The organism is Streptomyces sp. NPDC002265, assembly GCF_040296125.1.
Lineage (GTDB): Bacteria > Actinomycetota > Actinomycetes > Streptomycetales > Streptomycetaceae > Streptomyces.
In genome coordinates this window covers 1-13287 of the sequence record NZ_JBEOWS010000278.1, presented here as the reverse complement: position 1 = coordinate 13287, position 13287 = coordinate 1, and the positions used below count along the sequence as shown (strand labels likewise).

Genomic DNA, 13287 nt, shown 5'->3' with positions numbered 1-13287 from the left:
GGCGGTCTTCGGGGCCGGTCACGGCCACCGGTTTCGAGGCCGGTCACGGCCACCGGTTTCGGGGCCGGTCACGGCTGGCGGTCTTCGGGGCCGGTCACGGCTTCCAGCCCGGGTCCCGGCCGCTGAGTCCCACCACCCGGTCGAGCAGCGGGGCGCCGTCCGGGACCCGGACGACCGGTCCGAAGGCGCCACCGGCACGCCGCGGGTCGTCGGCCACGGCGAGGAGGAAGTCGTACGACGCCCGGAGCGCGGCGGGGTCGGGCTCGTACTCCTGGCCGGTCGCCCGCGCCAGGTCCCAGCCGTGGACGACCAGTTCGTCGGCGACGACGGCGGCGGCGACCGCGGCGGGCAGGTCCACGCTGCCCGCGCGGGTCATGCCGGTCCAGGCGGCGGGGTCGCGCCAGGCCCCGGCGAGTTCGTCGAGCACCTCGGGCAGTCGCTCGCGCCAGTCGGGGCCGATGTCGGCCGCTGCCGGGTCCGGGGCGGTGTCGGTGGTGGCGCCGAAGTCCTTGCGCGCGGCGTCGCGGAAGGCGACGGACAGGCCGGACAGGTGCCCCAGCATGGTGCGCACCGCGCAGTCCGGGCACGGCGTGCCGTCCGCGAGCTGCTCGTCGCGCACGCCCGCCGCCAGGACCGCCACGATCCGGGTCTGCGGTCCGAGGTCGAGGGCCGTGACGTCCGCGCCGGTGCCGGTGCCGGTGTCGGTGTCGGTCATGGGTTGCTCCTTGGGAGAGTGATGTGCCTGAAGGGGTGGACCGGCGCCGCCTCCGGAACTCATCGCTCTCCCGGATCCCGTGTCGCCTCTCTCCCGGATCCCGTGTCGCCTCTCTCCCGGATCCCGTGTCGCCCCGGCTCAGCGCCCGGTGAGTGCCCGGCGCACCGCCGCCAGGTCCGCGTCCGACGCCAGCCCCGCGTGGTAGAGGCGCAGCTCGGTGGCGCCCAGCTCCCGCGCCCGTGCCGCGTCGGCCGCCAGCGTGTGCGGGCTGCCGCCCATCCCGGAGACCACGGTGAGGTTGGCGGCGACGACCGCCGCCCGCCGCCCCTGCCCGGCGAAGGGCGCGAGCAGGCCGGGGCCGCCCGTGCAGGGCACGACCACGCCGTCCGCGACGCCGAGGATGTGCGCCGGGTCGACGCCCGCGTTCGCGCCGCAGTGGTACGGCACCGGGTCCGCGTGCAACAGCACCTGGAAGCCGTCGGGCGCGGCCGCGCGGACGGCGGCGACCGCGGCCTCCTGGAGCGTGCGGGCGGTGGTGTCGCGCCACGCGCGCGTAGCGTCCGCGTATGTCTCGCCGAGCAGTTTCACGACCCCCGCCCAGCCGCCGTCGTCCTCGGCCCGGCCCCGCCACAGCGGCTCCAGCGCGTCGCGCACGGCGGCCGCCAGCGCGTCCGGGTCCAGGTCCCGCTGCCCGTACCCGGCCCGGCAGACGGGGCAGAAGCACAGGGCCATCAGGTACTGCCCGGCCTCCCCGAGGGCGACCCCGCCGGTCTTGTCGTGGGCGTGCAGATGGGGCAGCCCGTACCAGCCCAGGGACTCCAGTTCGGTGCCGCGCGCCCCGGGGCGTACCGCGGCCTCGGCCGCCAGGTCGACGAGGTACGCGCGCGTGGCGGGCTGCGCGATGCACGGCGCCCACGGGTAGCGGTCGCCGTAGGCGTTGACGACCGAGGTGTCCGGGTGTTCGGCGCCCAGCCGGGAGCTGTGGGCGAGGACCACCCAGGTGTGCACCTCCAGACCGGCGTCCGCGAGCGCGTCGGCGGCCTCGCCCCAGGCGTCGCCGGGGGCCCAGTCCCCGGCCGGGCAGGGGCGCAGGGTGCGGTCCGCCCAGCGGTCGCCGAGGGGGTAGAGCACGGCCGCGTGCTCGGCGGTGACGACGCGGTGCCGGGGGTGGCGCGGGGTCAGGGCGCGGGTGGAGTGGTAGGCGGAGGCGAGGGTGACCTGCCGGACGCCGAGCCCGGCGACGCGCGCGGGCGCGGCGGGATCGCCGTTGACGTCCCAGGGGTAGAGGAACGCCGATGCGGTCACCGGTCCTCCTCCAGCAGCGCGTAGCCGCGTTCGATCACCTGGGCGAGCTGCTTGACGTGGTCCTCGGACGGCTCGTGCAGCGGCGGCCGCACCTCCCCCACGTCGAGCCCGCGCAGCCGTACACCGGCCTTGACCAGGGAGACGGCGTAGCCGCGGCCCTGGGCGCGCAGTTCGACGAAGGGGCGGTAGAAGCCGTCCAGGAGCCGGTTCGCCAGGGCGTCGTCGGCCGAGCGCAGCGCTCGGTGGAAGGCGAGCGCGATCTCCGGGGCGAAGCAGAAGACGGCGGAGGAGTAGAGGGTGATGCCGAGGGCGCGGTAGGCGAGCTGGGTCTGCTCGGCGGTCGGCAGCCCGTTGAAGTACAGGAAGTCGCCGGGTGCCTCGGTCCGTACGGCGCTCACGATGCGCTGCATCAGGTCCAGGTCGCCGAGGCCGTCCTTGAGGCCGATGATCCCTTCCGTACGGGCCAGGGCGACCACGGTCTCCGGGGTGAACACGGCGTTGTCGCGCTGGTAGACGACGACGGGCAGGTCCGTGGCGGCGGCCAGCTCGCGGTAGTGCCGCAGCAGGCCCTCCTGTCCGGCGACCACCAGGTACGGCGGCATGGCCAGCAGCCCGTCCGCGCCGGCCTCCTGCGCGAGCCGCGCGTAGCGGACGGCCAGGGCGGTGCCGTACCCGGCGCCCGCGACCACCGGCACCCGCCCTTCGACCGCCTCCACGGCTGCCCGGACGCAGTCCGAGAACTCCTCGGGCGTCAGGGCGTGGAACTCCCCGGTGCCGCAGCAGGCGAAGACGGCGGCGGCACCGGCCTCGACCCCGCGGCGCACGTGAGTGCGAAAGACGTCGAGGTCGACGGAGCCGTCGGGACCGTAGGGGGTGACGGGGAAGAACAGCGGCCCGCTGGGGACGCCGAGCCGGGCGGCGAGGGGGGCTGGTGTCACGGGCTCTCCCTGGGACAGGCGCTCACGTTTCCGAAGCGCGCTCACGTTTCTGATCCATGTCTACATTTCTGAACACTCGTACCCTAAGGAGCCCCATCAGGGCCGGTCAAGCACGCATCTCCGCAATACACAAACGAATCCGGCAGGCCCTCGCCACACTTGACGGGATACGTCGACCATCCTTAGCGTGTCCACGAGTGTGAATGCAGTCCACACATGCGGCCACCTGTCCCAGGCGGCGGACCCAAGGAGACCCGAGGATGCCCGCTCCCCGCACCGTTCTGCTCACCGGCGCCGCCGGCGGGCTCGGCACCCTGATGCGCGAGCTGCTGCCGGCCCACGGCCACACGCTCCGGCTGTTCGACCTGCTCCCCGTCGAGGGCGAGCCGGACGCGATCACCGCGGACCTCTCCGACCGGGAGGCCCTGCGGGAGGCCGTCCGGGGTGTCGACGCGATCATCCACCTCGCGGGCATCTCCCTGGAAGCCCCCTTCGAGAAGATCCTCAGGGCGAACGTCGAGGGGACCTACAACCTGTACGAGGCCGCCCGCGAGGAAGGCGTCGGACGCATCGTCTTCGCGTCCTCCAACCACGCCGTCGGCTTCACCCCCGCACCCCGCGGGGACGATCCGCTGATCCCGGTGGACACCCCGCGCCGCCCGGACACCTTCTACGGCCTGTCCAAGTCCTTCGGCGAGGACCTGGCCCAGCTCTACTGGGACAAGCACGGCCTGGAGACCGTCTCGGTACGCATCGGCTCCTGCTTCCCGGAGCCCACCAGCGTGCGCATGCTGTCGGTCTGGATGAGCCCCGCCGACGGCGCCCGCCTCTTCCACGCGGCCCTGACCGCCGAGCACGTCGGCCACACGGTGGTCTACGGCTCCTCCGCCAACACGCGCCTGTGGTGGGACCTGTCGAGCGCGCGGGCGCTCGGTTACGAGCCGCGGGACGACTCCGAGCCGTACGCCGAGAAGCTGATCGCCGAGCAGGGCGAGCTGGACCCGGCGGACATCGCGCAGGCCTGCCTGGGCGGCCACTTCGTCAGCGATCCGCCGATCTGGCCGTACTGACCGGGAAACGCCCTACCCGATTGGCCTTCAGGTAAGGGAACGGTAAAGCGGGTCCGCTCGTTCACCCGGCATGACAGCTATGACCCCTGGCTCGAACATCCCCCTGTCCGCCGCCCGCGTGACGGTGGACGTGGCCGCTCCGGTGCGGCTCGACGTATCGGGCCTGCTGCTCACCGCCGACGGCAAGGTGCGCTCCGACGACGACTTCATCTTCTACAACCAGCCGAGCGGACCCGGCGTGACCTACCGCTCCGGCGGTGGCGCGGCCCCCGACGCGATCACGGTCGACACCTCCGCGGTGCCCCCGGGCATCGAGAAGATCGTCATCACCGCCAGTCCGGACGCCGCGGGCCAGACCTTCCAGGGCATCGAGCCCACGGCCACGATCCGCAATGCCGACGACAACAGCGTCCTGGCCACGTTCACGCCGCCGCAGCTCGGCACCGAGACGGCCCTGGTGGTCGTGGAGGTCTACCTGCGCAACGGCGCCTGGAAGGCACGCGCGGTCGGCCAGGGGTACGCCAACGGGCTGGCCGGCATCGCCACCGACTTCGGCGTGTCGGTCGAGGAGCCCGCCGCGGCCGCCCCGCCCGCCCAGCCGGTCACCCCGCCCGTGCCCGCGCAGCCGGCCGCCCCGCCGCCGCCCGCCGCGCAGCCCTGGGGCACCCCGCCCGCCCCGCCCGCTCCCCCGGCGCCGCCCGCGGCCCCGCCCGGCACCGGGAAGATCAACCTCGACAAGGGCCGGGTCAGCCTCCAGAAGAACCAGACCGTCTCCCTGGTCAAGAACGGCCGCCCGCTGCTCTCCCAGGTCAAGATGGGCCTCGGCTGGGAACCGGCGTACCGCGGCAAGGACATCGACCTCGACGCCTCGGTCATCGCGTACGGCCCGCAGCGCAACCACATCGACAGCTGCTACTTCGGCAAGCTCTCCATCGTCAACGGCGCCATCAAGCACTCCGGCGACAACCTGACCGGCGAGGGCGGCGGTGACGACGAGGTGATCGTCGTCGATCTCGGCCGTCTGCCGCAGGAGGTCACCGGCCTGGTCTTCACGGTCAACTCGTTCTCCGGCCAGAAGTTCACCGAGGTCGCCAAGGCCTACTGCCGGCTGCTGGACGCCGCGACCGGCGAGGAACTCGTCCGCTTCGACCTCACCAACGCCGAGCCGCAGACGGGCGTGCTGATGGCGAAGCTGATCAGGCAGTTCTCCGGCGAGTGGGAGATGACCGCCATGGGCGACTTCGTCAAGGCACGCACGGTACGGAACATGGTGAAGCCGGCGGCCGAGGCCCTGTAGGCGTTCCGGCCCCGCACGGGGCACGCACGGCGGCAAGGGGCTCGGCAGAGGTCGTACGAGCCCCTCCACCGCCCACCCTGCTCCACGACACCCGGACCGCCCCGCGCCGGCAGCGCCCGGACCGGCTACGCCCGCAGGCCCTCCGTCAGCAGGGCGACGTACCGGCGGATGGACTCCCCCTGCCCGTTGGCCAGTTCCGATGCCGTCGCCACGCCGTGGGCCAGCCGCAGCACGTCGATCGGCTCGACGTCCCGCCGCAGCGCCCCCGCCTCCTGCGCGGCCTCGACCAGCCGCGCCGCCGCGCCCTTCATGGAGGTGGCGCACGCGGTCACCGCGGCCACGCTGCCGTCCGTGACGGCCGAGCCCAGCAGGGCCTTCATGCCGCGCACCTGGATCGTGCCGACACACAGCTCGTTCAGCCACTCCACCAGCGCCTCGCCCGGGGGCAGCTCGTCGGCGAGTTCACCGGCGCGCACCGCCAGCGCCTCGATGCGGTCCACGTACGCGGCCTCCAGCAGCGCCTGCCGCGTCGGGAAGTGGCGGTAGAGCGTGCCGGAGCCGACACCGGCTCGCTTGGCGATGTCGTCCAGCGACGCGCGCTCCCCGTGTTCGGCGAAGGCCTCGGCCGCCACCTTCAGCAACCGCTCATAGTTGCGCCGAGCGTCCGCGCGCATGGGTTTGACCTGCGTCATCCCGTCACTCCTTGCAAACCGGGGACTCTCTCCGTATCTTGACGAGCACTAAACGGAGACAGTCCCCGCTTATCTCTGCGGGCAGTCCGTGCTGCCCGCATGGTCCATCACATCACCCGGGGACACCAGACAGGGAGTGCCCCATGTCCACCCCGTCCACCCCTCCCGCACCGTCCGCCCGCCCGGAAGCCGCCAAGGCGTGCGCCTTACCCGGGGGGACCGCCCGAGCAAGCGCTGCCCTCCTCGTCATCGTCACCTCCTATCTCATGGTCGGCGTCGACTCCACCGTCGTGAACGTCGCGCTCCCCGACATCCAGCGGGACCTCGGCTTCTCCCCCACCGGCCTGTCCTGGGTGCTCAACGCCTACACCCTCGCCTTCGGCGGTCTGCTGCTGCTCGGCGGGCGGGTCGGCGACATCGCGGGACGGCGCCGCACCCTCACCGTGGGCGTCCTGGTCTTCGCCGCCTCCTCGCTGCTGGGCGGTCTCGCCGGCGAGAGCCTCTGGCTGACCGCCGCGCGCACGCTCCAGGGCGTCGGCGCCGCACTGATCGCCCCCAGCACCCTGGCGCTGATCACCACCAACTTCCCGGAGGGCCCGCGCCGGCACCACGCCCTGGGTGTCTACTCCTCCATGGCGGGCATCGGCGCCTCCGTGGGTCTGCTCCTCGGCGGCCTGCTCACCTCCTGGGCCTCCTGGCGCTGGGCCCTGCTGATCAACGTGCCGATCGGCATCGGCGTCGCCGTGGCCCTCCCCCGCTTCGTGACCGAGACCCCCCGGCACGCGGGCCGCTTCGACGCGGCGGGCGCGCTGACCGGCACGGCCGGGATGTCCGGCCTCGTGTACGCGTTCATCCGGGTCTCCTCGGACGGCTGGAGCGACCCGCGGGCACAGCTCGGCTTCGGCGCGGCGGCGGCCCTGCTGGCCGGCTTCACCCTGATCGAGGCCCGCGCCCCGCAACCGGTCCTGCCGCTGCGGCTGTTCGCGAGCAGGAACCGCTCCGGCGGCTACGCGGGCGTGCTGCTGCTGCCCGCTGGCATGTTCGGCGCCTTCTACTTCCTCACCCTGCTCAGCCAGCAGGTCCTCGGCTACAGCCCGCTGCGCGCGGGGTTCGCCTTTCTGCCGATGACCCTGGCGATGTTCACCACCGTGCGCTTCGTGCCCCGGCTGCTGGCCCGCTTCGGCGCCAAGCCGGTCCTGCTCACCGGCATGTCCCTGATCATCATGGCGGCCGGATGGCTGTGGCGGCTCCACCCCGGAGACGGCTACGCGGCCGGGCTGCTGGGGCCGCTGCTGCTGATCGGCGTGGGCGTCGGCCTGAGTTTCATGCCGCTGAACGTGACGATCCTCGCGGGCGTCGCACCGCACGAGGCGGGTGCCGCCTCCGGACTGCTCCAGACCTTCCAGTGGCTCGGCGGCACCCTCGGACTGTCCGTCCTGGTCACGGTGTTCGGCACGGCGACCCGGCACACGACCGGATCGCCCGCCGCCGTCCTCACCGAGGGCGCGGCCGACGCGTTCGGGGCGGGCGCACTGATCGCACTGGCCGCGCTGCTGGTGTCGGCGTTCGTGATCACCGGCGCCCGCCACGGGCGCGGCGCCTAGAAGATCCTGCGGGCAACGGCTTCCGGCCGGACCCTGCACACGCGGGAACGCGGCCCGTACCGGAGTACGGGCCGCGCCCACGGCTCGGTCCCGAAGGCTGCCGCCCGGGCCCCCGGACCTCAGCCGGCCTGCGCCCACGGCCAGTCCGCGTCCCGCGCCTGCTCCAGCAGCGGAACCACCCGGAAGGCCGCGTCCGAGAGCCCTCCGAAGGTGTGCCGGTTGCCCTTGCCCGAGGGGCCGTGGCCCGCGCGGTAACCGGCGAGGTTCCACGTGTAGACCGGAACGTGCGCCGGCACCTGCTCGGTCGGGTCGCCGTAGTGGCTGTACGCGGCCTGCTCGTCCGTGACGATGAGGACCCGGTCGTGCTTCTTGTAGTGCGTGCGGACCGCCTCGGTCGTGTTGGTACCGCCCAGGTCGCCGAACCGTCCGATGACCTTGAGCACGGACTCGCCCGCGCCGAACTCCACCCGCTTGCTGGTGGTGCCGAACTCGACGAGGTCCGCGTCCGCCGCCCGCAGCGCGAGCGCCGTGCCGAAGACCGCCGCCGCGTCGGCCCGGGTGAGCTCGGAGCGCTCCGACAGCCGCGAGTAGAACATCGAGCCCGAACGGTCCACGAGGACCAGGGTCCGCCCGGGCAGCGCGGGCACGTTGGCCAGCGAGTGGCCGAGCGCCTGCTCCAGCGGGTACGCCCAGCGCAGCGACGGCGCGTGCTGGTAAGCCGCGAGGTAGCGGAAGGGGAACTGCCGCGAACGCGCGACCTCCGCCGGGTCACTGATCTTCGCGGCGACCCGGGCCGCCACCTCGTCGCTCACACCGGCCTCGTCGAAGTTGCGCAGGTTGCGGACGAGCGCCATGACACCCATGGAGGGGATGACGGCCTCCCAGGCCGCCTTGTCCATCGGGCCCTGGAGCCAGCCGGCCAGCGCCTCCCAGGTCATCCCGGCCTCCGCCAGACGCTGCGCCCCCTGCGCTCCGGTCAGGACCTTGCGCCGCTTGGCGGGCCGCAGGGCCATCAGGTCGCGGTGGGCGGCGAGCACGGGCAGCGACTTGGGGACGACGGCCGTGTCCGGGTTGTGGCGCCGGTCCAGTGCGTACCGGAACAGGTCACCCTGCCACGGCTTGCCGGGGTCCGGTGCCGCGTGCACCAGGTTGAGGATGTCGCCGAAGCGGTATCCCTTGGACGCGGTGTCGTACTTCAGCAGCGACTTGCCGCTGTAGAGGCGTCGTACGGCGTCGGCGATCCCGCGCTTGACGGGCTTCGGGACGTTGCGGCCGTACTGCGAGGTCCAGTAGGCGAGCAGCTCGCCGGGCTCGTCCGGGCGCTGGAGCGCACCGGCCACGACCTGCCGGTTCGAGGGACCGTCGGCCGCCCCGGCATCGAGCCGCGCCTTCACGTACTCGGCGGCCCCCACGATCGCGGCGGTACGCATGTTGCCCTCGCCGCGCAGCCAGCCGAGCAGGCCGGACGTCCACTCGGGATCGGCGACGGCGAGCTCGCGCACCAGCCGGGCGAACCGGTCGTCGCGGTCGGCACCGGTCTCGTAGAAGGTCTGCTGGGAGACGAAGTTGGACAGCGCGAGCAGAAAGAGCTCGGAGCGCGCGTCGCGCTCCTGGCCGCGGCCGCCCTGATGGGTGCGCAGCACCCGGCCCGTGGATGTCACCCGCGAGGTGGGCTGCGCCTTCGCGGTACGGATGTTGAATCGCGCCATGGTGAATTCCCCCGAATTCCTGACGACTTTCCAGTCGTGTTTGCAGTCGTGTTTCGGAGGGAGGCACGGCAGAAGGAGGGTGTCCGAGGTCGAATTCGACGGCGGTCGCTTATCAACTGGCGCGTCTTGCCGTTTTCGCCACACCGACCCGAAGTCGATGACGGGATTCGAACCCGCACGGGGCATGCAACCCCACCAGTTCCCGAAGTATCCGCTGTCCGCGCACCGGGCACCCACCTTGAGCCGCGCCTCCCGAGATCAGAATCGGCGGCGGCATGGGATCTTTTTGGAGAAGAAGTAGCCGCAGCCGGCGCACCGGGAGGTGCATGAAATTGTGGTGTCCAGAGATCGAAGCCGGCGGAACCGACGTAGGTGCTCTAACCCCTGAGCTACACCGGCCTGTTGTACCGATGGCGGGACTCGAACCCGCGGCCGCCCCATTATGAGTGGAAGTAGGTCCTGCCTTCGCACCTGGACATGCATCACTCTAGGAGGCGTACCGCGGGACGGGCGAGCGAATTAACTAGCCGCGCTTCTGCCGCTTCCAGGGCCCGGTGATGGCCAGCATGATGCCGGGGGTCTGGATGTTGGCGAAGAGCGTCCTGCCGTCGGGCGAGAAGGTGACGCCGGTGAACTCGCTGTATTCGGGCTTCTCCGCCGTGCCGATGTTCAGCTCGTTGCGGGCGATGGGGTACGTGCGGCCGCTGTCGGTCGCGCCGAACAGGTGCTGGACACCCTCGCCGTCCTCGGCGATGACGAGACCGCCGTACGGGGAGACGGTGATGTTGTCGGGGCCGTCGAAGGCGCCGTCGACGGACGGGTCGGGGTTGACGCCGAGCAGGACCTTCAGGGTGAGGGTGCGCCGCTTGGGGTCGTAGAACCAGACCGCGCCGTCGTGCTGGACGGGGCTCTCGGTACGGGCGTAGGAGGAGACGATGTACGTGCCGCCGTCGCCCCACCACATGCCTTCGAGCTTGCGGGCGCGGGTGACCTCACCGGCGGCGAACTGCTTGCGCACCGAGACCGTCTTCGCGTCGCGGTCGGGCACGTCGACCCAGTCGACGCCGTACACCGTGCCGATCTTGGTGGCGCGGGAGAGGTCGTCGACGAACCTGCCGCCGGAGTCGAAGCACTTGAAGGCCTGGAGGGTGCCCGCGTCGTCGGCGAGACCGCGCAGCCGGCCGTGACCGTGGCAGTGGTCCTCGGGCGGGGTCCAGCGGTACAGCAGGCCGTTGGGGTTGGACGCGTCCTCGGTGAGGTAGAGGTGGCCGCGCTTGGGGTCGACGACGACGGCCTCGTGGGCGTAGCGGCCGAGCGCCTTGATGGGCTTGGGTGCGCGGTTGGCGCGGCGGTCGGCGGGGTCGACCTCGAAGACGTAGCCGTGGTCCTTGGTGAAACCGTTGGTCCCGGCGCGGTCCTCGGTCTCCTCGCAGGTCAGCCAGGTACCCCAAGGGGTGTTGCCGCCCGCGCAGTTGGTGGCGGTGCCGGCGATGCCGACCCATTCGGCGACATGGCCGCCGGGGCGGATCTCGACGACCGTGCAGCCGCCGGCCGCCGCCGGGTCGTAGACCAGGCCCTCGGTGAGCGGCACCGGGTGCGGCCAGTTGGCTCGCGGGCCGGCCAGCTCGTGGTTGTTGACCAGCAGGGTCGTGCCGCGGGGGCCGTCGAAGGTGGAGGTGCCGTCGTGGTTGGAGGGGGTGAACTCGCCCGACTCCAGCTTGGTGCGGCCGCTGTAGGTGATGACGCGGTACTTGAATCCGGCGGGCAGGGCCAGGAGTCCGTCCGGGTCGGGGATCAGCGGTCCGTAGCCGACGCCGTGGTGCCCGTGCGCCGACTCCTCCTCCACGCTCCCGGTGTCCGTGGACGCGAGGGCGTTCGGCGCGGTGGCCAGCGCGCCGACGCTGCCCGCCAGTGCGACCCCGGCACCGGTGATCGCGGATTTCCTGGCGAAGTCCCTGCGGGTGAGCGACATGGTGTCTCCTGTGACGGTGGATTGCCGTGGAGGGTGGCCGAGAGCGGTTTCGGCGAAACCGTCCCGCCCTCACCTGAACGGGAGTTGAACACCGGTGGTCCGATGCGGACTCTGTTCCATGAATCCGTACGGACCTCCCCCACAGGAGGCAAAGAAATGCCGTGCGGCGGCCACCGACGCGGAAAGGCTCCGCGTCGGCACCGGACGGCCTCGGCCGGCACCGGACAGCTCCTGTAGGCACCGGACAGCCCCTGTAGGCGCCGGAAAGCCTCGGCCGGCACCGTTACCGGGGCGGCTTCACCCCTGCTGCGAGCGCGCCTTGAAGGCCGCCTTCCGGGCTTCCTTGGCCACCCGCTTGTCCGGGTGCAGGCGCCCCATCGCGTCCAGCACGTCCGCCGTGGCCGGGTGGTCCACCCGCCAGGCGGCCGCGAAGAAACCGCTGTGCTGCTCCGCGAGTCCCTCCACGAGGGCCTGGAGCTCCTCGGAGTTGCCCTCGGCCGCCAGCTGTGCGGCGACCGTGTCGATGGTGAGCCAGAAGACCATGGCCTGGGACGGCACGGGCACGTCGGCGGCCCCGTGCTCGCTCAGCCACACCCGGGCGAGCCCGCCGAGTTCGGCGTCGTCCAGCACGTCACGCAGCGCCGGCTCGGCCTCCGGGCCGACCAGGGACAGCGCCTGCTGGCAGCGCAGCCGCCGCAGGGGTGCGCCGTCGTCGGTGCCGCGCGCCGCCGCGAGCAACTCGTGCGCGGCGGCGAGAGGTTCGCGCTGCGCGAGCCAGGTCCGGGTCTCGGCGTGCGCCGCCGCCGGGGGGAAGGCCGCCGTTCCGTCGAGCAGCGCGTCCGCGCCCTTGTCGGACAGCTCCCCCACGGCCGGGGCCGCGAAGCCGGCGTCCAGCAGCCGCGCGCGCAGTCCGTAGCAGCCCAGGGGGGTGAGGCGGACCATGCCGTAGCGGGCGACGTCGGTGTCGTCGACCGAGGCCGAGGGCTGCGCGGCCGTGTCGTCGGCGTCCGTCATCAGCGCCTCGTCGACCGGCCGGTAGTCCACCAGCCCCACCGGCTCCAGCAGCCGGAACTGCTCGTCCAGCCGCATCATGGCGTCGGAGACCTGCTCCAGCATGTCGTTGGTGGGCTCGCGCGAGCCGTCGGGCACGATCATCGACGCGGCGAGCGCGGGAAGCGGTACGGGGCCGTCACCGGGCCCGTCCTCGCTCACCGTGAGCAGATAGAGGTTGCCGAGGACGCCGTCGAGGAACTCGGCCTCCGCCTCGGCGTCCCAGTCCAGCCGGGAGAGGTCGACCTCGCCGCCCTCGTCCATCGCCTCGATCAGTTCGTCCAGGTCGGGGACGCTCGCGTCGGCCAGCACCGCCTCCAGCGCGGCCAGCCACACGTCGAGCACGTCGCGCGGCGAGCCGCCGAACAGCAGGCCCAGTTCCTCGCCCGCGGCCACGGTGCCGGCCTCCTCGTCCACGACCTCGACGAGTCCGGCGTCCACGGCGATCCGCCAGGCCTCGCTCGCCAGGGCGGCCGCGTCGTCACCGGTCAGGCCGAGGACCTCGGCGGCCGCGGGCAGCTGCTCCTCGACGAGTACGCCCCCGGCCTCGACCCGGGTCTCGGGACCGGCCCAGCGGGCGAGCCGCGCGGCCCGCGAGAGCAACGGCGTGGACAGGGCGTCCCGCGCCAGCTCCGCTTCGGGGTGCAGCCGCACCGGCGGCAGGGAGGAGCTGGGGCTTGCTGACATGGGCTGGTTCTCCTAGGACGCCTTGGCGGCCGTACGCATCACGGCCGTGGCCGTACGCGTCTCGGTTCGACCACTCAGCCTAGACGGATTTCCACCCATGCCGCCCGGTTCATCTGCCCACCGGTGACCACACTTGGCCGAATTCCCGGCAACCGGCTTGGACGGACAGAGCATTGACGCGCGTAGATACTACGCGGACACCCGCCTACCGCACCAAACACGGGGGCGCGCCCGGAACCCGTACGACC

The 13287-nt window shown here is 72.5% G+C and carries 10 protein-coding genes and 1 tRNA gene; 3 read left to right on the top strand and 8 right to left on the bottom strand.

What is annotated here, in order from left to right; genetic code table 11:
• Positions 1 to 94: 94 nt before the first annotated feature.
• From ABT085_RS34465 to ABT085_RS34455, 3 genes are all read right to left on the bottom strand, one after another.
• A complete protein-coding gene (locus ABT085_RS34465) occupies positions 95 to 715 on the bottom strand; it encodes a TIGR03086 family metal-binding protein (protein WP_351617082.1) in 621 nt (206 codons plus the stop codon).
• Between the two features lie 138 nt (positions 716 to 853).
• Positions 854 to 2020: a hypothetical protein gene (locus tag ABT085_RS34460; protein WP_351617080.1), complete on the bottom strand. Its 1167-nt coding sequence runs from the start codon at positions 2018 to 2020 to the stop codon at positions 854 to 856.
• Positions 2017 to 2958, bottom strand: coding sequence for a 5-dehydro-4-deoxyglucarate dehydratase (locus tag ABT085_RS34455; protein WP_351617077.1), 942 nt, complete (start codon positions 2956 to 2958; stop codon positions 2017 to 2019). The genes ABT085_RS34460 and ABT085_RS34455 overlap by 4 nt, the downstream gene beginning before the upstream one ends.
• 260 nt (positions 2959 to 3218) lie before the next feature.
• Here ABT085_RS34455 and ABT085_RS34450 point away from each other — a divergent pair, with 260 nt between their 5' ends.
• Together ABT085_RS34450 and ABT085_RS34445 are read left to right on the top strand one after the other, a co-directional pair.
• Positions 3219 to 4028, top strand: coding sequence for an NAD-dependent epimerase/dehydratase family protein (locus tag ABT085_RS34450; RefSeq protein ID WP_351617074.1), 810 nt, complete (start codon positions 3219 to 3221; stop codon positions 4026 to 4028).
• A gap of 79 nt (positions 4029 to 4107) precedes the next feature.
• Positions 4108 to 5325, top strand: a complete 1218-nt coding sequence (locus tag ABT085_RS34445) for a TerD family protein (protein ID WP_351617072.1) — start codon at positions 4108 to 4110, stop codon at positions 5323 to 5325.
• A 125-nt stretch (positions 5326 to 5450) separates the two neighbouring features.
• Here the strand turns inward: ABT085_RS34445 and ABT085_RS34440 are convergent, their stop codons facing one another.
• Entirely contained in the window at positions 5451 to 6017 is a 567-nt protein-coding gene (locus ABT085_RS34440) for a TetR/AcrR family transcriptional regulator (protein WP_351617069.1), read from the bottom strand.
• Positions 6018 to 6160: 143 nt separating this feature from the next.
• Between ABT085_RS34440 and ABT085_RS34435 the strand changes: the two genes are divergently transcribed.
• A complete protein-coding gene (locus ABT085_RS34435; RefSeq protein WP_351617066.1) occupies positions 6161 to 7621 on the top strand; it encodes an MFS transporter in 1461 nt (486 codons plus the stop codon).
• Positions 7622 to 7740: 119 nt separating this feature from the next.
• Here ABT085_RS34435 and ABT085_RS34430 read toward each other — a convergent pair whose 3' ends face one another.
• The 4 genes from ABT085_RS34430 to ABT085_RS34415 form a co-directional block, all read right to left on the bottom strand.
• Complete coding sequence (locus ABT085_RS34430) at positions 7741 to 9330, bottom strand: TROVE domain-containing protein (RefSeq protein ID WP_351617058.1); 1590 nt, start codon at positions 9328 to 9330, stop codon at positions 7741 to 7743.
• Positions 9331 to 9738: 408 nt separating this feature from the next.
• Positions 9739 to 9808: transfer RNA gene (locus ABT085_RS34425), tRNA-Met, on the bottom strand.
• Positions 9809 to 9853: 45 nt separating this feature from the next.
• Positions 9854 to 11302, bottom strand: coding sequence for an alkaline phosphatase PhoX (locus tag ABT085_RS34420; protein WP_351617056.1), 1449 nt, complete (start codon positions 11300 to 11302; stop codon positions 9854 to 9856).
• Positions 11303 to 11599: 297 nt separating this feature from the next.
• Entirely contained in the window at positions 11600 to 13039 is a 1440-nt protein-coding gene (locus tag ABT085_RS34415; protein WP_351617054.1) for a hypothetical protein, read from the bottom strand.
• Between the last annotated feature and the right edge of the window lie 248 nt (positions 13040 to 13287).